Annotated in this window: 18 protein-coding genes and 3 tRNA genes; 19 read left to right on the top strand and 2 right to left on the bottom strand. The window is 35.2% G+C overall.

The window, feature by feature from the left end:
- Nucleotides 1-21 precede the first annotated feature (21 nt).
- The 3 genes from WBY99_RS04105 to WBY99_RS04095 all read left to right on the top strand — a co-directional run bounded on the left by WBY99_RS04105 (nucleotide 22) and on the right by WBY99_RS04095 (nucleotide 371).
- Nucleotides 22-94: transfer RNA gene (locus WBY99_RS04105), tRNA-Lys, on the top strand.
- Nucleotides 95-133: 39 nt separating this feature from the next.
- Nucleotides 134-216 (top strand) — tRNA-Leu (locus WBY99_RS04100).
- Nucleotides 217-298: 82 nt separating this feature from the next.
- A tRNA-Lys gene (locus tag WBY99_RS04095) sits at nucleotides 299-371 on the top strand.
- A 103-nt stretch (nucleotides 372-474) separates the two neighbouring features.
- Here the strand turns inward: WBY99_RS04095 and panC are convergent.
- Nucleotides 475-1,323, bottom strand: a complete 849-nt coding sequence (gene panC, locus WBY99_RS04090; RefSeq protein WP_423975061.1) for a pantoate--beta-alanine ligase — start codon at nucleotides 1,321-1,323, stop codon at nucleotides 475-477.
- 196 nt (nucleotides 1,324-1,519) lie between these two features.
- On the opposite strand from panC, the gene WBY99_RS04085 reads away from it, so the two are divergent.
- The 8 genes from WBY99_RS04085 (at nucleotide 1,520) to WBY99_RS04050 (ending at nucleotide 11,892) form a co-directional block, all read left to right on the top strand.
- Entirely contained in the window at nucleotides 1,520-2,290 is a 771-nt protein-coding gene (locus WBY99_RS04085; protein WP_423975060.1) for a glycogen/starch synthase, read from the top strand.
- Nucleotides 2,291-2,305: 15 nt separating this feature from the next.
- The gene (locus tag WBY99_RS04080; RefSeq protein ID WP_423975059.1) at nucleotides 2,306-3,895 is read left to right on the top strand and encodes a DUF4270 family protein; all 1,590 of its coding nucleotides are present in this window, start codon (nucleotides 2,306-2,308) and stop codon (nucleotides 3,893-3,895) included.
- Nucleotides 3,896-3,931: 36 nt separating this feature from the next.
- Complete coding sequence (gene glmS, locus WBY99_RS04075; protein WP_423975058.1) at nucleotides 3,932-5,785, top strand: glutamine--fructose-6-phosphate transaminase (isomerizing); 1,854 nt, start codon at nucleotides 3,932-3,934, stop codon at nucleotides 5,783-5,785.
- Nucleotides 5,786-5,894: 109 nt separating this feature from the next.
- Nucleotides 5,895-7,289 (top strand): gliding motility lipoprotein GldK, encoded by a 1,395-nt coding sequence (gldK, locus tag WBY99_RS04070; protein ID WP_423975057.1) that lies wholly within the window; start codon nucleotides 5,895-5,897, stop codon nucleotides 7,287-7,289.
- Between the two features lie 44 nt (nucleotides 7,290-7,333).
- On the top strand, nucleotides 7,334-8,020 hold the full coding sequence (gene gldL / locus WBY99_RS04065) for a gliding motility protein GldL (protein WP_423975056.1): 687 nt from the start codon (nucleotides 7,334-7,336) through the stop codon (nucleotides 8,018-8,020).
- 52 nt (nucleotides 8,021-8,072) lie between these two features.
- Entirely contained in the window at nucleotides 8,073-9,638 is a 1,566-nt protein-coding gene (gene gldM / locus WBY99_RS04060) for a gliding motility protein GldM (RefSeq protein WP_423975055.1), read from the top strand.
- Between the two features lie 243 nt (nucleotides 9,639-9,881).
- Nucleotides 9,882-10,760, top strand: a complete 879-nt coding sequence (gldN, locus tag WBY99_RS04055) for a gliding motility protein GldN (protein ID WP_423975063.1) — start codon at nucleotides 9,882-9,884, stop codon at nucleotides 10,758-10,760.
- 100 nt (nucleotides 10,761-10,860) lie between these two features.
- On the top strand, nucleotides 10,861-11,892 hold the full coding sequence (locus WBY99_RS04050) for an NAD(P)/FAD-dependent oxidoreductase (protein WP_423975054.1): 1,032 nt from the start codon (nucleotides 10,861-10,863) through the stop codon (nucleotides 11,890-11,892).
- Between the two features lie 33 nt (nucleotides 11,893-11,925).
- Here the strand turns inward: WBY99_RS04050 and WBY99_RS04045 are convergent, their stop codons facing one another.
- On the bottom strand, nucleotides 11,926-12,486 hold the full coding sequence (locus WBY99_RS04045) for a helix-turn-helix domain-containing protein (RefSeq protein WP_423975053.1): 561 nt from the start codon (nucleotides 12,484-12,486) through the stop codon (nucleotides 11,926-11,928).
- 698 nt (nucleotides 12,487-13,184) lie between these two features.
- On the opposite strand from WBY99_RS04045, the gene WBY99_RS04040 reads away from it, so the two are divergent.
- The 8 genes from WBY99_RS04040 to WBY99_RS04005 all read left to right on the top strand — a co-directional run bounded on the left by WBY99_RS04040 (nucleotide 13,185) and on the right by WBY99_RS04005 (nucleotide 19,768).
- Nucleotides 13,185-13,346: a hypothetical protein gene (locus tag WBY99_RS04040; RefSeq protein ID WP_423975052.1), complete on the top strand. Its 162-nt coding sequence runs from the start codon at nucleotides 13,185-13,187 to the stop codon at nucleotides 13,344-13,346.
- Nucleotides 13,347-13,541: 195 nt separating this feature from the next.
- A complete protein-coding gene (locus tag WBY99_RS04035; RefSeq protein WP_423975051.1) occupies nucleotides 13,542-13,925 on the top strand; it encodes a hypothetical protein in 384 nt (127 codons plus the stop codon).
- 35 nt (nucleotides 13,926-13,960) lie between these two features.
- Nucleotides 13,961-14,980, top strand: a complete 1,020-nt coding sequence (locus tag WBY99_RS04030; protein ID WP_423975050.1) for a class I fructose-bisphosphate aldolase — start codon at nucleotides 13,961-13,963, stop codon at nucleotides 14,978-14,980.
- Nucleotides 14,981-15,206: 226 nt separating this feature from the next.
- Entirely contained in the window at nucleotides 15,207-15,956 is a 750-nt protein-coding gene (ppk2, locus tag WBY99_RS04025; RefSeq protein WP_423975049.1) for a polyphosphate kinase 2, read from the top strand.
- A gap of 34 nt (nucleotides 15,957-15,990) precedes the next feature.
- Nucleotides 15,991-16,200, top strand: a complete 210-nt coding sequence (locus WBY99_RS04020; protein WP_423975048.1) for an SHOCT domain-containing protein — start codon at nucleotides 15,991-15,993, stop codon at nucleotides 16,198-16,200.
- 93 nt (nucleotides 16,201-16,293) lie between these two features.
- Nucleotides 16,294-17,964, top strand: a complete 1,671-nt coding sequence (locus tag WBY99_RS04015) for a molybdopterin-dependent oxidoreductase (protein WP_423975047.1) — start codon at nucleotides 16,294-16,296, stop codon at nucleotides 17,962-17,964.
- 149 nt (nucleotides 17,965-18,113) lie between these two features.
- Nucleotides 18,114-19,079: an SPFH domain-containing protein gene (locus WBY99_RS04010; protein ID WP_423975046.1), complete on the top strand. Its 966-nt coding sequence runs from the start codon at nucleotides 18,114-18,116 to the stop codon at nucleotides 19,077-19,079.
- Nucleotides 19,080-19,090: 11 nt separating this feature from the next.
- Entirely contained in the window at nucleotides 19,091-19,768 is a 678-nt protein-coding gene (locus WBY99_RS04005; protein WP_423975045.1) for a PRC-barrel domain-containing protein, read from the top strand.
- Nucleotides 19,769-19,886: the final 118 nt, after the last annotated feature.

Genomic DNA, 19,886 nt, shown 5'->3' with positions numbered 1-19,886 from the left:
GTTCAGATTTAAAAGGTGACCGACTCGGTAGCTCAGCTGGTAGAGCAATACACTTTTAATGTATGGGTCCTGGGTTCGAATCCCAGCCGGGTCACAAGCGAAAAAACTCCGTATGTTTTTACGGATTTTTTTTGCCTGCGTGGTGAAATTGGTAGACACGCCATCTTGAGGGGGTGGTTTCCTAAGGATGTGCTGGTTCGAGTCCAGTCGCAGGCACACAACATCAGCAATGGGTAATCAATAAATGAGTAATGTTAAATTGCTTATTGCCAATTACTCATTACTCATAAAAAAGACCGACTCGGTAGCTCAGCTGGTAGAGCAATACACTTTTAATGTATGGGTCCTGGGTTCGAATCCCAGCCGGGTCACAAAATTACTTTTTCGGAAGTAATTTTTTTTTCATATTAATATTTTGTGATTTGGTGTTCAAAAGTCTTCTTATTAGGAAGACTTTTGTTGTTTGCATACTTTTTAGTCCAAATGCAAATTATCAATTAATCGCACTACGCCCACATTTACGACAATAAAGGCGCGGTATTTTTTATCTTTGTAAAAGAAATCGGTTTCTTTTAAAGTTTTTTCGTCGGCGATTTCAAAATATTCTAAAGTCATTCCGCGTTTGTCATCAAAAATGTCTTTTACACGTTTGTTTATTTCTGAAACGGTAATGAGGTGAAACCAATCATTTACTTTGAGTAAAGTTTCGTAAATCACTTTGGCTGCATCTCTTTGGATATGATTCAATCTTTCGTTTCGGGAACTCATGGCGAGTCCATTTTCTTCACGATAGATTGCAACGCCATGAATTTTCACGGGGAGTTGTAATTTATCTACCAACTTTTGGATGATTGCCAGTTGTTGATAATCTTTTTCACCGAAGTAGGCATTATCGGGTTTTACTTGGCGCAACAATTCTTCAACTACGGTTCCTACTCCATCGAAATGTCCGGGACGAAACTTTCCTTCCATTTCATTTTCCAGGCCATCAAAATCGTAAGATTTGCTTTTTAATCCGTCGGGATATAAATCGACAACTTCTGGGAGATATACGGCATCAATAATTCCTGTGTTCTTCAATAACATAATATCTCGTTCGATATCTCTGGGGTATTTTTTTAAATCATCAGGGTTATTGAATTGGGTAGGGTTTACGAAAATAGAGGAGATAACTAGATCGTTTTCTGTATTGGCTATTTTGTATAAGGAAAGATGACCTTGGTGTAATGCGCCCATCGTAGGAGCAAACCCGATTCTTTTGCCCATTTCTTTCTGTCTTTCAACATAGTCTATAAGAGTTTTTTTGTCTCTGAAGATTTTCATAATTAATTAGATTGTCCTTGTAAAAATAACAAATTCTTGTAAACAGTGATAATAGATTTTAATTTTTTTTTCGAATAATGTCGATTTTCTTAGGTATTAATCTTAAATAATGTTAATTAAAAATTATTACATTAAAATTTCGTAAATTTGCCTTGTAGAATATTCTGCCCAAAAATTTAGAAGAAAGTTAGAATTTATGCCGAACCAAAAGATTTTATATGTAACCACGGAGATGTCTCCTTATCAGGAAGATAACAATATGGCGACAATGGTGAGTAAGATGGCTCTCAAAATGCACCAAGACGGAAATGATGTGAGAGTGTTTATGCCAAAATTTGGCCAAATCAGCGAAAGAAAATTTCAATTGCATGAGGTAATTCGTCTATCCGGAATGAATATTATTATTAATGATTTGGATCAACCTTTAATTATTAAGGTAGCTTCATTACCTGGAGAGAGATTACAAGTTTACTTTATCGACAATGAAGAATATTTCAAAAGAAAACAATTCTATATTGATGATGAAGGGCAGCCTTTCACCGATAATGATGAACGTGCTATTTTCTTTGCCAGAGGAGTGATCGAAACCATCAAGAAACTTAATTGGGTTCCAGATGTGATTCACCTTAATGGATGGATGGCCTCATTTATCCCTGTGTATTTAAAGACTTTCTATAAAAATGATTCTTATTTTAATGATTCCAAAATAGTTCTTTCTGTTTATAATGAAGAGGATATGGCATTATCTGGGTCTATAGAAGAAAAAATGAAGTTCGATAATATTACCGACTTAAAAGCGTTTAAAAAACCAAGTTTTCAGAGTTTCGTAATCGAAAGTATTGATATGGTTGATTTAGTAATCAAAGGTGACGAGTTCCTAGAAGAGGATCTTAATAAAGCTTTTGCTGAAACCAAAACTGCCAAATCCGAATATATAGACGCGGAATCAATCAACAAGTTATACTAAATCAATTTATATTTAATGATAAGAAATATTCAAGAATTATTCAAAATTACTGCAACATTAGTAATTGGGAGTTTAATTTTAGTAAATTGTGAACCGGATGCAGATCAATTGGGTTCACAATTTTTTCAAAACGGAGCACAAGGTACAGAAGCATCTTACCCGATTATCGCTTATAATTCCAATAATCACGATTCAATAAGAACCGATGCAGCACGACTGCAGACAGCAACTTTGGGAGCCTTTTCGGAATCGCAATTTGGATTGCAGAAATCATCCTACGTTACACAAGTTCGACTGGTTGGCTCAAATCCAGATTTTGGGACTAATGCAAAACTTGATTCAGCAGTGTTGGTGATAAAGCCACAATACGCCGCAGATTCTGTTACCACAGTAACCAACGAAGATTATATTTTTCCTCAAGGTGCGGTGCCTGCAAAAAAAGTTGTTAGCACATATCCAGTAATTAAATATGGGAATACCAAAATTTCGGGTAAAACACTTTTGAACTTTAAAGTTTATGAAGTGACCGATTTCTTAGGTTCAAATGCTGATATCGTGTATTCTAATAAAGTGGTGAATACAGGAGCGCAGATTGGTTCAAAAACTTTTGACGGAAATGTTCATTTGGTAAAAGTTACGAAAGATGGTGATGATACAGTATTGTTTGAAAGAAGTGCAGCACTTAGAATTCCATTAGACAGTACGTTTTTCGCAAATAAGATTATTAATAAGGCATCTTCTCCAGATCTTTCTGATGCAGCTTCGTTTATCAGATATTTTAAAGGGATTAAGGTTGCTGTTGATGAAAACGATGGGTATCTACTTAATTTCGATCCAACCACAGTAGAGCTTAATCTTTATTACAAAAATGATCAGGTTAATAATGGGGTAACGACCAGAGAGCAATCTGTTTACATGATGAATATGGGTGCTTCTAATGCTTACTTTAATCAAATAGTTTTTAATCGAGCTGGGACATCTTCTGCAACTGCTATTGATACCTCAAACCAATTAACAGGAGATGATAAACTTTTTGCGCAAGGTATGGGTGGCCCTGGGATAGGGCTTAGAGTTCCAGAAGAAACTGTAGCGAATATCAGAACTTTATTTAACAATAATAAGATTGGTATTATTTCAGCTAAAATTCGTATTTATACTGATGTAGCTAACTGGTCGAATACCTATAAAAAGCCTAATTATTTTGTTGTAAGACAAAGAAATTTAACTCCTGAACCCGGTAAACCAGAATATCTGAATGATTTTCTTACGGATATGAGTGCTTTATATGGTACTGGAATTTATAATTTGGTGAAAGCATACGATTTAGAAAAAAATCCAGCGTATTATGATATTGGAATTACGCAGACTTTCAAAAATGTTATTGAAAAAGAAGCTCCAAATTATGATTTAGTATTAAATGTAGGTGCTTATACCACAGATGCAGGTGGCAATTTACTAGGATCTTTATATTCAGCTTTAGGGGCTCAGAATTTTAATACGAGAAGCTATACTCCTGACAGAGCAGTATTTGTAGGTACAGATCTTACTAATCTGGCAAATGATAAAAGTGTAAAATTAATTCTGACTTACGGACAAAAACAATAATTAGAAAAACGGTAACTAAAAAAATAAGATATTAATATGTGTGGAATTGTAGGATATACTGGTTTTCAAGATGCGTATGAAGTTGTGATCAACGGACTTCGCAGATTAGAGTATAGAGGATATGATAGTGCGGGAATTGTGCTCGAAAATAATAATTCAGTTTTTAGTGTTTCAAAAACGAAAGGGAAAGTTGACGATTTGGTTGCGATTTCAAAAGATTTAGCAGGTACCTCTCATGTCGGAATGGGGCATACCCGTTGGGCAACTCATGGCGTTCCTAGTGATAAAAACTCACATCCTCATCTTTCAAATGACGGAAAAATAGCATTGGTTCATAATGGCATTATCGAAAATTATGATACGCTGAAAATTATGTTGACTGAAAAAGGATTCGTCTTTCATTCAGAAACAGATACAGAAGTTCTGGTAAATCTCATCCAATATATAATGGATGTTAATAAGGAAATGGATTTCCCAACCGCAGTTCGTTATGCTTTAAATGAAGTTTTTGGTGCGTATGCAATTACCGTGATGCATGAAGATTTCCCAGGATTATTAGTTGTTGCGAGATTAGGATCACCTTTAGCAATTGGCCTAGGAAACAATGAATATTTTATTGCTTCCGATGCTTCTCCTTTTGTTGAATTTACAAAAGAAGCAGTTTATTTAGAAGAAGGACACATGGCAACCATTTCTTTAGAAAATGGTGTTGATATTAGAAATATTAAAGATAATGTAAAAATTACTCCAGAAGTTCAACAATTAAAAATGAGTTTGGAGCAGATTGAAAAAGGAGGTTATGAACATTTCATGTTAAAAGAAATTTTTGAACAGCCAAAATCTATTCATGATACTTTAAGAGGACGATTGTTGGTAGAGGAAGGGATCATCAAAATGGCTGGAATCTGGGATAACTTGGAAAGATTAAACCAAGCGCAGAAAATCACCATTATCGCTTGTGGTACTTCTTGGCATGCTGGTCTCATCGGAGAGTATTTGATTGAGGAATTTGCAAGAATTCCTGTAGAAGTAGAATATGCTTCTGAATTTAGATATAGAAATCCAATCATTTCTGAAAAAGATATCGTAATTGCGATTTCTCAATCAGGTGAAACTGCCGATACAATGGCTGCTATTAAAATGGCGAAAGAGAAAGGGGCTTTCGTTTATGGGATTTGTAATGTTGTAGATTCATCTATTTCTAGAGTTACTGACGCAGGTTCTTACACCCATGCAGGTCCGGAAATTGGCGTGGCTTCCACCAAAGCATTTACTGCACAATTGACCGTTCTATCTTTGATTGCTTTAAAATTAGGAAAACATAATGGGCATTTGAGCAATCAAGAGTTCATGCGACTCATTACGGAGTTGGATACCATTCCACAAAAAGTGCAGGAAGTTTTAGAAAACACCCACGAAATCACCAAAGAAATAGCGAAAGATTTTATAGATGCTCAAAATTTCCTTTATTTAGGAAGAGGATATAATTTCCCTGCAGCGCTAGAAGGTGCATTAAAGTTGAAAGAGATTTCGTACATTCATGCAGAAGGATACCCAGCTGCTGAGATGAAACACGGGCCAATTGCATTGATCGATGAAAATATGCCGATTGTAATTATAGCGCCAAAACAAGGTCACTATGACAAGATTGTGAGTAATGTTCAGGAAATTAAAGCCAGAAAAGGAAAAATTATCGCAGTGGTGAATAAGGGGGATACACAGGTTTCTTCCGTAGCAGATTATGTGATCGAATTCCCAGAAACATCAGAATGTTTCTCGCCGATTATCGCTTCAGTACCGTTACAATTATTAGCTTATTATATTGCAGTGTACCGTGGTGCCAATGTTGACCAACCAAGAAACCTTGCAAAATCTGTTACTGTAGAATAAAAAAGTAATCGCTTGTAAAATAATACAAACATTTTTACGTTTTGGAAAAAAAATCACAATTGTTTTTTCAAAATATTATATATTTACCGCTTAATTTTTATAAAATAGCATGAAAAGAATATTTCTTATATTAATATCAGCATCAGTTGTTATCTCTTGTTCAAAAAGAGGAGGAACCTCTGCTGGAAAACCTGGAATAAAAGGAGAGTTGGTGCCCAAAAACAAGTCCAAATCTTTTGTTTCAATAAGACCTTACGGTATGGTTGCTATTCCTGCCGGTTCATATGTAATGGGACTTGCTGATCAGGATTTTACCAATACTCCAGAAAAAGCACCACTTAAAACTGTTACTGTTTCTTCCTTTTTTATGGATGAAACTGAAATTACAAATGCACAGTACCGAGTTTTTATCAATTATGTTCGTGATAGTGTTGTGCGATCTTTGTTAGCTGAAGCAGCTGGAGATGGCGGCGGAACAGGAATTGGTAATTTTGCCTATGCTTCTAAGAAGGCAGGCAATCCAAATGCTTACCAAGAGTTCATGGAATCTCAAGGTGGCAGAGATGGTTACGATGAATCTAAAAAATTGGATTGGAGCGTTCCTTTGCAATGGAAAACTTCAAATTATCCAGATGCTCAATATGCAGAGATTTTAGAATCAGTGTATATTCCACCAGCAGAGAGAATCAATAATGAGAGAATTATCGATACCAGAAAATTGAAGTATGCTTACAAATGGGAAGATATTGAGTCTGCTGTTAAAGATAAATCAAGAGGTGCTAAATATTTGAAAAAAGAAAGTATTGCAGTATATCCGGATACCACGGTTTGGTTAAAAGATTTTAATTATGCCTATAACGAACCTTTGTATGATGGCTATTTTTGGCACAGTGCTTATAAGGATTATCCTGTGGTGGGGGTGACTTGGGACCAGGCTAGAGCTTTTTGTAATTATAGATCTAAAGCAAAATCGGATTGGAATGAGAGTCAAAAAAAGCAAAAAGCAATGTCATTCCGTCTTCCAACAGAAGCTGAGTGGGAATATGCAGCCAAAGGTGGTAAAGAAAATGCGACTTATCCTTGGGGGGGGCCTTATCTACAAGATGACCGAGGTTGTTACCTAGCCAACTTTAAACCTAAGCGAGGTAATTATATTGAAGATGAGAAAAAAGGAAATTATACCTATACTGCACCCGTTAAGAAATTCCCTAAAAATGGTTTCGGTCTTTATGATATGGCAGGGAACGTAGCAGAGTGGACTGAGTCTCCTTACAACAATTCAACCTATCAATTTGCTTCAACCTTGAATCCTTATTTATCAAATCAAGCGTACAGAGAACCTAAAAAAACAGTAAGAGGTGGATCTTGGAAAGATATAGGATATTTATTAATGACAGGATCAAGAGATTACGAAATGAAAGATTCTGCAAGAAGTTATATTGGCTTTAGAACAGTACAAGATATTCCAGAAGGAACGGTTAAGTACAAGAAGAGAACAAATTAAAAAAACAAACAAATATTAATAATTACTAAATATATTCAGTACTCATGTTTAAAAATAAATCTAATCTTACAAATTTTATCTATTCATTTTTTGCTGCGATCGTGCTTTTAGGAGCTTTATTTAAAATGACTCACTGGAATATTGGTCCATTGGGTGGTAACTTGATGTTAGGCATTGGTTTAGGAGCAGAAGTTTTGGTTTTCCTATTTATGGCATTTTTTCCTGACTCAGCAGAAAATAGTTATGCCTGGGAAAATGTATATCCAGAATTATTAGATAGGGATGCAACTCCAAATCCAAAACATGTAAGTGGATCTATGCAATTAGCAGAAATAAAAGAGCTAGAAGTATCCTTATCCGATAAATTAGATAAAATGCTTGCTGATGCTAAATTGGATGTTAATTTATTTGATCGATTGAGAACGGGAATTGATAAATTTTCAGCTTCTGTAGATCAAATTAACCAAACGGTTGATGTTACAGGTGCTACACAAAAATATAATGATCAATTGATGTTGGCGGCAAGTCATCTTGAAAGTGTGAATGCATTATATGCTCTTCAATTGGAACATGGAAAAACCCAAACTGAATTTAGCAAGAAATATGTGGAAGATATGCAGAAATCTGCTGCCCACTCAGCGCAGTTTAACGAAGAATTATCAGTATTAACTTCAAACCTTAATAGCCTTAATAAAGTTTATGGCGGAATGCTTAGCGCAATGAAATCATAGTTTTTGTACCATTATTATTTAGAATTTATAATCATTAACGAAATTTACTAGAATGGCACAAGGAAAACAGTCACCGCGGCAGAAGATGATCAACTTGATGTATCTGGTCTTCATTGCGATGCTTGCAATGCAGATTGATCAAGAAATAATCAGATCCTATATAGATACTACTGGTTCCTTGGAGGATACCAGAGGACTAACAGAAAATAATAATTCCATTTTTAAACAAGCTTTAGAAGATAAAGCGAAAAATACACCAGAGACTTTTACAGCGCCATTAAACCAATATCAAGGGTTAGAAACGAAAGCGAATGATTTGGTAAATATGATAGAGAATTTGAAGAGGCAACTAAGTGAAGAAGTTGGATATAATAAAGAGGAACCTGAAATTCAGGAAAGTTTTGCCGCTCTTAATAATACAGAACCCTCCACGTCGAAATTCTTTAAAGATGGCAACGAAGCAAAACCATCAGAATCATCAGTTGAATTAGTAGCAAAAATCGAAGATTTTAAAAAGTATGTAAACCAAACTTTTGGTGCAAATAATTTGATGAAAGCGGTCGTTGTAAGAGCCAATAAACAAATGATTACCGAATTTGAAAAACATAAAGACGGTAAAAATTGGTTGCAATATAAATTTTATAATCAGCCTTTGGTGGCTGCCTTATCTAATTTAGAGGTCATTCAATCATCCGTAAGAGGAATTCAGGGGGATGCACTGTCTATTATGCTTCAAGAAAAAGTAGATGCGGACATTAAGTTTGATGCTTACGAAGCCATAGTTTCTGCACCAACGATTGTAATTCAAGGTGAACCAGCAAAAGGCAAAGTTACAATCGGGAACTATTCTAGCAATGTACCAGGACTATCAATGCCAGGATTAACCATACAGAACGGTCAAGGGATTGGTAATTTGAATACAAGCACTTTAGGAGATCAAGTATTTAAAGGTACTATTTCTTTCACCGATGTGAACGGAAAAGAACATCCTTTAGCCTACAGTCATCCTTATACTGTTGTTCCTGGTGTAAAGGAAGTTGCCTTTGAAAGTGGTGCCCTATTATCAGCTGACAAAATGCAAGTGTTATATAGAGGTTTACCAAATCCAATTTCAGGTTCAATTCTGGGAGCAAATAATGCGCAAACAACATTATCAGCATCTGGAGCAAGTGTTTCAAAAACAGGAGGAGGAACATGGGTGGTAACTCCAGGATCTGGAGCTACAACAACTTTAACAATTTCAGGTAAAGGACCTAAAGGAGAAACGATATCTAAAACTTTCCCTTTTAGAATTAAAAATGTGCCGCCACCAGTTGGCGAAGTTCAAGGAAAAACCGTTGTGTCGATGCCTGCAAGTTCTATCACAAATCAGAAAGTAACAGCAAATATGCCAGATTTCGATTTCCCTGTTACCTTTACCGTAAATAGTTTTATGTTTAAGGTTCCAGGAAAAGCAGCCATGTTAGTAAATGGAAATTCATTGAGCTCAGTTGAGAGTCTTACCAAAGGTCTAAGAAATGGAGATGTGGCTTTCATATTTAATATCCAAGCAACTGCGACAGGACTAGGAAACCAAACGTTAAAAAATATTGGTAACGTTATGATAAATGTACAATAATTACGTTATTGATATCATATTACTAGTAATTATAAGAAAAAAAATAGAATGAAAAAGATCATATTTATAGTACTTGCTTTGAGTTTCAGCGCTGTTGGAGCCCAAACCAAGAAAAAACCGAAAGCGAAATCCAAAACGAAAACTACTGCAGCATCTAAACCTGTTATTGTAGCAGAGCCTGTTGTAGAAGTACCTGTAGAAATTGCTGGCGGAGTAGAGGTAGATGATACGCCGATAACTTCAATGTCTATTTTAAATGCAAAATCTCCAGAATCATTTAGGAAATACAGAGATTTAAACTTAATTAAGAAAGGAGATTCCATGGTTTCTACAAAAGTTACTCCTTTAGATTATGGATTCATCGAGCAGAAAGATGTTCTGAAAAGTATGGTCGTTTGGGAAATTATTGATATGAATGATAAGATTAATCAACCGTATTATCATAATGAAGATGGATTAGTATCTCAAAATAGATCACTCTATCAAATCCTTTTTGATGCAATTAATGATGGTAGAATTAAGGAGGTTTACGACGATGAGCTTTTTATGACCAGATTAAGTCCAGAGGCAATCCAATCTCGAATTAAAAACGTTGTGATGAGCGATGCAGGTATAGATCGAATCAACGAAGTGGGCAAATTAACAGATGCAGAGAAAAAAGAATTTACCAATATTTACGAAACCAAAACTGAAAATGTAAAGGTTCTGAAGATTAAAGGAATGTGGTATATCGATCGTAGAGATAGCCAAATGAAATACAGATTGTTAGGTATTGCTGCAATGGGACAAGATCCTTCTACATTGGGAATATTTGGACCAGACGGAAAGCCACTAGCTTCTAAAGATGAATTAATCGATTTGTTTTGGGTTTATTATCCAAATGCGAGAGAGGTGTTAGCCAACGCTGTTGCTTTTAACAATAAAAATTTATCTTCAGATATTACTTTTGATGATTTACTCAACGCGAGAAGATTCTCTTCGATTATTTACAAATCTGATAATGGTCTAGGAAATGGAATTATTAAAGATTATATCCCGAACGATGCCGATGAGCAGCTAGAAGAAAGCGAAAGAATCAAAGCGCAAATCCTACAAATGGAAAGCGATATGTGGAATTATTAAGCAATTCCTTTGAAGATAATCAAAAACCTGAGTACCTTTACTCAGGTTTTTTTTGAACTTATTTTGAATTCAAGTAAAGTTTTTAGAAATTAAATTATCAATGAAAAATATAGACTATATAATAGTTGGCGACGGTTATGCCGCTTTCTTTTTTGCCCATCAATTGATCCTTCAGAAAAAATCTTTTGTTTTATTTTCTGCCAACCAAAAAAGTGCTTCTCAAGTTTCTGCGGGAATTGTAAATCCATTGGTACTGAAGAAGTTTACTACCTTTTGGATGGCTGCCGAACAAATAGAATTTCTCACCAAAACCATGGCGGAGATTGAAAGTTATACCGGTAAGAATTATTTAATTCAAGAAAGAATCCATCGTATTTTTCATGATGAAAATGAAAGGCAATTATGGTTGATGAAATCCGAAACTGATGAATTAAAACCCTTTTTAAATCCAGATTTCGAAAGTCTTGGAATTATTAAAAATCCTTTCGGAACTGGTGAAGTAAATCAATCTGCTCGGCTAGATGTGAATGGCTTTTTTAAAGATATTTCAACGTATTTAGAAGAACATGAAATGCTAGTGAAAAAAAAGTTTGATTATACCAAAATTGAAGGTACGACGTACGAAGGTTTTAATTTTAAAAATATTGTTTTCTGCGAAGGAATGGGAGTGCGGGAAAATCCGTTTTTCACCAATATTCAAGTGATTGCGAATAAAGGACATCATTTAAAAGTAAAGCTTTCAGTGAAATTGAATCATCAATATACTTTAAAAAAGAAACATTTTCTATTTCCTTTAAATGAAGATCTTTATTATTACGGTGGAACTTATGATCCTAATGAAAGGGAAAATGAAATTGATGACTTTAAAACAATCGAATTAAAAGATGGGCTTTCAGAATTTTATCCACACGATTTTGAAATCGAAGAAGTGAATTACGGTTTTCGCCCTACGGTAAAAGATCGGCGACCAATTATAGGGAATCTTCCTGACCATCAAAATTTTTATATTTTCAACGGATTAGGAGCAAGAGGAATTCTCAATGGCTGTTATTTTTCAAAAGAGCTGTATGAGCACATCGAAAACGGAAACAAGCTAATGCCCGAAGTAGATTTGAAAAGATTTAATAAATAAAGAATTGGCAGAAAAGGCAGTTTTCGTTCTTCATTATAAATCCTCTAAATTTCTCAGGCGTTTCGTTTTAAGGCTTTTAAAATAAGTTGGAGTGAGACCAGTGATTTTTTTAAATTGATTCGATAAATGGGCGACACTGCTGTAATGCAGTTTATAGGAAATTTCAGTCAGATTCAATTCGTCATACATCAAAAGTTCTTTTGCCCTTTCAATTTTGTTTAATATGATATACTGTTGAATGGTGATGCCTTTTACCTCGGAAAACGTGTTGGCCAAATAGGTATAGTCGTATCCCAGTTTTTCGCTGATGTAATCCGAATAATTTACTTTGGGTATTTCGTCGGAATAATGAACCATTTTAATAATAATTGCTTTGATTTTTTCAATAATAATATTCCGTCTGTCGTCTAGAAGTTGTAGTCCGTAGACTTGTAAGTTTTTGCGAAATTGTTCTTTTTGTAAATCGGTCATCGTCTCTCGAATCTCAACCGTTCCTAGCTCTACATTTACGCAATGAAGGCCTATTTTTTGGAGCTCTTGCTTCACTATCATTTTGCAGCGCAAGCTTACCATATATTTAATGTATATGAACATAGCTTTTGGAAATTAGTTTTTTTTACGACAAGAATGAAATCAATATTAAAATGGGTTTTTATAAATCTCTTCTATGGTTTAAATAAATTATGGCCTAAGTAATTGCTTTTGCTTAAATATAAAAACCATTCAGAGTAAATAATATAAAATCACCTTACAAAAAGACTATTTATTGATTTATTCCTATTATTTTAGCGTTTAAAGATACAAAAATATGTGCAAATTGTTAATCTTTTTGAAATGTACTATTAATAGGTGTAAAGTTAAAATTCAGTAAAAATTACACGCTGTTAAATGTAGCTTTTCAATCAGTTTCTCATTGTATTATAAAAATAAATCACTTTTAATCAAAGAATAAGCAGCTTTTAAGCAAGGTGTTACATTCGGTATTCTGTTGAAATACAATGCTTTTCAAAAGAAAATTTACTTTGCAAATTCCAGATTGGAATGGGTAAGAATTCTACTGATTGTTTTAAGTGTGAAATTTATAAACTTAATTTCAGATATTATAACGCTTTTCAGGTTGTTATGTACCAACTTTACTTTTGATTTTCAGTACTCTTTAAAAAGAATGTATTACTAGAAAAGTATAGGAACAATCAAAGGATTATATCTACTGCAGTAGATAACTGATAAAGTATTTTCAGCAGATGGATATTTTAATTCTCAACTAATTTATTCAGTAAAAAATCAAATCAATGAGCTGGTCAATTTTAATAATATTTGGTGTTTTTGCAATTGCATTACTTGTATTTCTTATCATCCGAAATCAAAAAGATGAAAAGGAATTCGAGAAGGAATTAAATGATGATTATCCTAAACCCATGAAAGAAGATAATGATATTGAAAAGATGAACTAACTCATCATTTGTACGAATATCTTAATGATTAATCTGCATAATTTATCGATTAATAGAGGTTCGTGCAGTATCAAGATTTTCTTTGAACAAGATTGATAGACCATAAACACGGCGAAGATCTTACTGAAATTTGTATTTGGAAATGGTAGAATACAGACAAAAAATAATTTTTTAAATCACAAAAAATTCAACACAATGGAAACTAAAAATAGATTAGGCATTTGGATGGATCATTCACATGCCCACTTGATTGAATATGCCGAACCTATGGTAACAAAGGTGGTGACTTCAAAATTTACTGAAGCTGAAAAAGTAGAATCTCCAGAAATGAGTGAAAAGACGATGCACAATACGGAGCAGCATGATAACGCTCAATATTACAAAGAATTGGGTGAGATCATCAGGAATTATGATAGTGTATTATTGTTCGGTCCTACCGACGCTAAAACTGAACTGTTGAATATTTTAGATAAGAATCACCTTTTTTCTAAAATAAAATTTGAAGTATTACCAACAGATAAAATGTCTATGAATCAGGAGCATGATTTTGTGAGGGAGTACTTTTCAAAAGAATGGTAAAGATTTTTGAGTATGAACTATTAAAAATATAAATCATGAATTCACAAATATTAAAAGATACTATCGACCAAATTTTTGCCAATGGAAAAGGTATTCTTGCGATGGATGAAAGTACACCAACTTGCGAAAAACGTTTTGAAGCAGCGGGAATTCCACAAACCAGCGAGATGTACCGAAAATATCGTGAACTCATTGTGACTACTCCTGGTTTGAATGAAAGTATTGGCGGTGCTATTTTATTTGATGAAACCATTCGGCAACAAACTGATGATGGTAAACCAATGGCGAAAGTATTGATGAATGCCGGAATTATTCCCAGAATCAAAGTAGATATGGGCGCTAAATCCTTGGCAGGCTTTCCAAAGGAATTGGTTACGGAAGGCTTAGACGGTTTGCGAGAACGTTTAAAGGAATACACAACAATGGGAGCCCATTTTGCGAAATGGCGCGCCGTAATTACGATCGGTGATGATATTCCGACGGATGCCTGCATTAAAGCAAATGTTCATGCTTTGGCTAGATACGCGGCTTTATGTCAGGAGGTAGATATGGTGCCGATTGTTGAACCTGAAGTTTTGATGGATGGAAATCATTCTATTCAACGATGTTATGAGGTAACAGAGAAAGTATTAAAAAAACTTTTTTATCAATTATATCAATTTAAAATTGATTTGGAAGGAATCATTTTAAAACCAAATATGGTTGTTGCCGGAAAAAGTTGTCCTATTCAAAACAGTATTGATGAGGTCGCTGAAGCCACGGTAAAATGCTTGCGTTCTTCTGTACCGGCTTCTGTACCGGCAATCGCTTTTTTATCTGGTGGACAGTCGCCTCAAGTAGCCGCTGAACATCTGAATGCCATCAATAAAAATTTTAAAGATCGTCTCCCTTGGATTGTTGCTTTTTCTTTTGCAAGAGCCATTCAACAACCAGCATTGGATGTCTGGAAAGGAGAACAGTCAAATGTCAAAGAAGCACAAAAATTATTAAGTCGCCGTGCGAAAATTGCTGCTGCAGCTCGCCGTGGCGAATATAGTTCCTCAATGGAAGGTTAGCAAATAAGTAAATGATTTACAGTTCATTTAAAAAAAATCCGATTTGAAAAGTAAGATAACTTAAACCATAAAGTGTATTCTTATGGCGCTGATAAAAATACATTTAGAACGGGTGAATGGTATAATTTCTTTACCAAGTTCTGTAATGGTTTCTCTATTTGATTTTTAGAACTTTAATGTTATGAATTAAATGAAGCGTAATAATAGCGAGTAAAGATTGATTAAAATGATAAAGAAAAAGAAAAAAATCCTGCATCAGCTTTTTATAGAGTTGGTAAAGCTGCAAAAAGAGGTGATTTCCTCTAATCTTAAACTCCTGATTATACTCGAAGGAAGAGATGCCGCCGGTAAAGACGGAACGATCAAAAGAATTATAAAACACCTAAGTCCCCGCGAAACAATTGTAGTGGCGTTGGGCAAGCCTACTGATATTCAGGAAAGAGAATGGTATTTTCAGCGTTACACGGCTCATCTGCCTGTTTCCGGTGAACTTGTTCTTTTTAACAGAAGTTGGTACAACCGAATTGGTGTTGAAAAAGTAATGGGATTTTGCACGAATAAAGAATATAAGTCATTTTTCAACGAAGTTGATTTATTTGAAAATGGTTTGGCGGATGCCGGTTTCATCATTTTGAAATATTATCTGGACATCAGTAAAGAAGAACAGCAAAAAAGGTTGGAATCCCGAAAAACAAATCCGTTAAAACAATGGAAAATAAGTCCTATAGATGAGGTTGCAATAAAACACTGGAAAGATTATTCTGCTGCCCGCGATGTCATGTTGAGCAAGACAAATTTCAAAAATGCACCTTGGTTCGTAGTCAATGCAGATGATAAAACGGAAACACATATTGCGTTGATTACTCATTTGTTGAGTTGGATGAAATATAAAAAGAAAAATGAAAAATTAATCGCTGAAAATTGCGGACTGGTTCATCCTGCAACAGCGGATATCATATCGAAAAAACTTTTTTAATAAAGTGAATATTTAATAATTAAAAATAATCGACATGTATAATTATACTTTTGGTGGAATGCACCTAATATGGTGGTTTGTCTGGATCGTATTTATATTCTGGATTTTCTTTACCCCTTGGTACATTCCTGGAAATAGAAGAAACATTGATTCACCATTGGATATTCTGAAAAAGCGTTTCGCCTCGGGAGAAATATCCAAAGAACAGTATTTGGAGCAGAAAAAAATATTGGAAACGAATTAGCAATATCTGTACTTATTTAAAATTGGCGAAAAAAAACTTCATGATTACCCATCGATAATTTAAGCCAAAAAATTTTATTAAAACTGAAATGGAATGATACCGCATTTTACAGCCGCTGAAAGAGCAGTACATTACCCTGCAGACAGACGCGCTTATCTAGGGATGAAACGGTATATGAAGATTATACTGTTTGTTCTTTTTGTTGGCGTATTTGGTGCGGCATGGTTACAGTATCTTCTGTTCGGTTTGCCAATTGATCCTTCTGCTTCGTTTTTACCTTTACGATTAGGTGAGCCGTCGGGTTTTCCGGTTTGGATCCGTTTAAGCCATTGGGTTAACTTCTTTTTTTTAATCTTAATGATAAGAAGCGGGCTTTCTATTTTGGCAGATCATCCCCGTTTATACTGGAACAACAGCTGTAAACCCAACTCGGGTTGGATTTATTTTACGCCGATAAATGTGCCTCTGGACAGACCATATACTGCAAAAGAAGACGCTCGCTACCTCAATCCCATTCTTGGTTTGCCGGGTTATAAACATACGGTGGGCATTGCAAGAGTTTGGCATTTTTTGACCGTTCCTTTTTTTGTTTTAAATGGTGCTGTTTTTATTTCCCTTTTATTTTTCACCAATCAATGGAAACGCTTAGTTCCTCAATCCTGGCAAATTATTCCTGATTCATGGAGTGTTTTTGTGCATTATGCCACTTTCAATTTTCCTGTAGAGCCCAATGGATTTTATCATTATAATGCGATACAGCAGTTGTCTTATTTTGGAGTAATATTTATTTTAGCACCACTGGCTATGCTCACTGGTATGGCAATGGCACCTGCGATAGAAAACCGTTTCCGATGGTATCCGAAATTATTTGGTAATAGACAAAGTGCGCGTTCTATTCACTTTTTAGTCATGATTTCCTATTGTGTTTTTATCGTCATTCATGTAGGGTTGGTGGCGGCGACAGGTTTGGTGGGAAACATGAATCATATTGTAATGGGAACTGATAGTTCTGAAAGTTATACTGGACTTTATATAGGAATAGCTATTGTTTTAATAACGATTGCTTTTGCCTTTTTGGTCCACTGGCTTTCCTGGTACAAACACCGTTTCCTTCAACAGTTGCAGGCGTCGACGAACGGTAAACTTTGGAAATATACAATCAACCGTTTTAAAGCGAAAACCGATTATGAAAAAAAAGAGATTACTTCCTATTTCTGGTTGAATGGGAAAATGCCTGAATCCTCAGAATGGAAAAATTTAGCTGAAAACAATTTTGCAGATTATAAATTGAAGATCGGGGGTTTGGTAGAGAATCCTGTCGAGCTTTCGTTAAAAGATCTGAAAGAACTGGGAAAAGAACAGAATATTACCATGCACCACTGTATTCAAGGTTGGTCGGGTATTGCAGAATGGGGCGGAGTACCGTTAAGAAAAATTATAGAACTCGTAAAACCAGATTCTTCTGTAACGACCGTTGCTTTCTACTCCTATGGTGAAGGTTTATACGGTGGCACCTATTACGACACGCATACCATAGGCAATTGCCTGAAACCTGATTCCATACTCGCTTGGGAAATGAATTATGAGCCGCTTTCCCTTGAACACGGAGCACCGCTGAGGTTGCGTGTTGAAAATCAATTGGGTTATAAAATGGTTAAATGGATCCAACGAATCGAGTTTGTAAAATCACCAAAAGATTTAGGAAAAGGTTTTGGCGGAACAAATGAAGACGATGAATATTTTGATTTAATGGCAGACAGTTAACAATTAAATAGTTTAAAAATGTAAATAAAAAGGGATTTCAAGCGAAATTTAAAAGTAAGATTGAAGCGTAAGAAATAGAGTGAAATATTTTATTTTCTATAAAATTCCTTTGAGAGACCTTATAAATAAATCTTAAAAAAAACACTGACATGAAAAGTAAAAGTTTATTCTCCGGACTCATATTCGTCATTATCATGGCGATTGGATTGTTAGGGACATTCTCAGCCTATTCGACTTCTAATTTTTTAGAAACCTTCACTATTGCAGTAATCACTTTTATTATTGCACTTATTGTTTCTTCTGCAATAAAAATTGCTGATCCTTGGGATAAAGCAGTGATATTACGACTTGGTAAATTTAAAGCGCTTAAAGGTCCGGGATTGTTTTTTATTGTCCCGATTATCGACAATATTCCCTACTGGATTGATACCAGAGTAATTACCACTTCTTTTAAAGCAGAAAAAACACTGACGAAAGATACTGTACCTGTTGATGTTGACGCGGTTTTGTTTTGGAAAGTAATGGATCCTCAAAAAGCAGCCCTTGAAGTAGCCGACTATTTAAGTGCAATCAGTTGGGCTTCTCAAACCGCATTGCGGGACGTGATTGGAAAGACCATGCTTTCTGATATGCTGGAAGGCAGAGATAAGATCAGTGCCACTCTACAAAATATTATTGATGAACGCACCGAGCCTTGGGGGATTCACGTGAATTCCGTAGAAGTAAAAGATGTGTTGATTCCTCCAGCATTAGAGAATGCAATGTCGATGCAGGCGCAAGCAGAAAGAGAGAGACAGGCAAGGGTAATTCTGGGAGATTCCGAAAGACAGGTCGCGGAAAAATTTGGAGAAGCGGCGCTTACGTACACCAACAATCCTGTGGCCTTACATTTAAGAGCGATGAACATGCTTTATGAAGGATTAAAGGAAAATTCAACAATTGTAATTGTACCAAGTTCGGCAGTTGAAACTATGCAATTGGGAAGTATGGCAGGAATAACGGCTTTAACAATGGGAATTGGTCAGGAGAAAAAAGATAAAGAAAATGCTGCTGTATTACAAGAGAATACCAATGTGTTAAAAGGAGATGAGACCGTTTCGCAATCAGAACTTTAAAAAATAAAATTATGCAACATAATATTAAAAGTTTAATCGGCTACCGTATGGAAGCGACGGATGGCGAAATCGGAAAAGTAGAAGAGTTTTACTTTGAAGATACCAACTGGCTGATCCGTTATCTCATTGTAGAAACAGGCAATTGGCTTCTTAACCGAAAGGTATTGATCATACCGCAAGCCATCAAACAAAGCGATGCCAAGCCAGGAGTATTTCCCGTAAACCTTACGAAGGAACAAATCAAAACGAGTCCGGATATTGATACAGATCAGCCCGTTTCCCGACAACAAACGATGCCACTATATGGGCATTATGATTGGGAATGGTATGGCAGTGGATTTTATGCCGGAGGTTTGGAAGCGGTAATGGATAATGATCCTGTCATCAATGATCAAGATGAAAAAGGCGATCTTCACTTAAGAAGTACCAAGGAAGTGAAAGGTTATCAGATCCATACGATCGATGGTGATTTTGGGCATGTTAGCGATTTTATTCTCGATGATACAACTTGGCAAATCATTTACCTCGTTGTTGATACTCATAAATGGTTTGGAGGAACAAAGGTTTTAATTAAAACCAGCGCCATTAAAGAGATTCAATGGGAAAATACCAAGATTATTGTGAATATTTCTACTGAAACGATAAAAGATAGTCCGATTTTTGATGACTCTAAATTTAACCATCCTTAATAAATTCTTTCAATCTGTGGAAAGTATAATTAAAAAAAGGATGCTCATTAAAAAAGCAATTGAATAGTAGATTTGTCTAAAATCCAAAATCAAAGAATCGATCATCGGACTTTCTCTG

This window comes from Kaistella sp. (assembly GCF_049588135.1).
GTDB lineage: Bacteria > Bacteroidota > Bacteroidia > Flavobacteriales > Weeksellaceae > Kaistella.
This window is presented reverse-complemented; position numbering and strand designations above follow the sequence as displayed.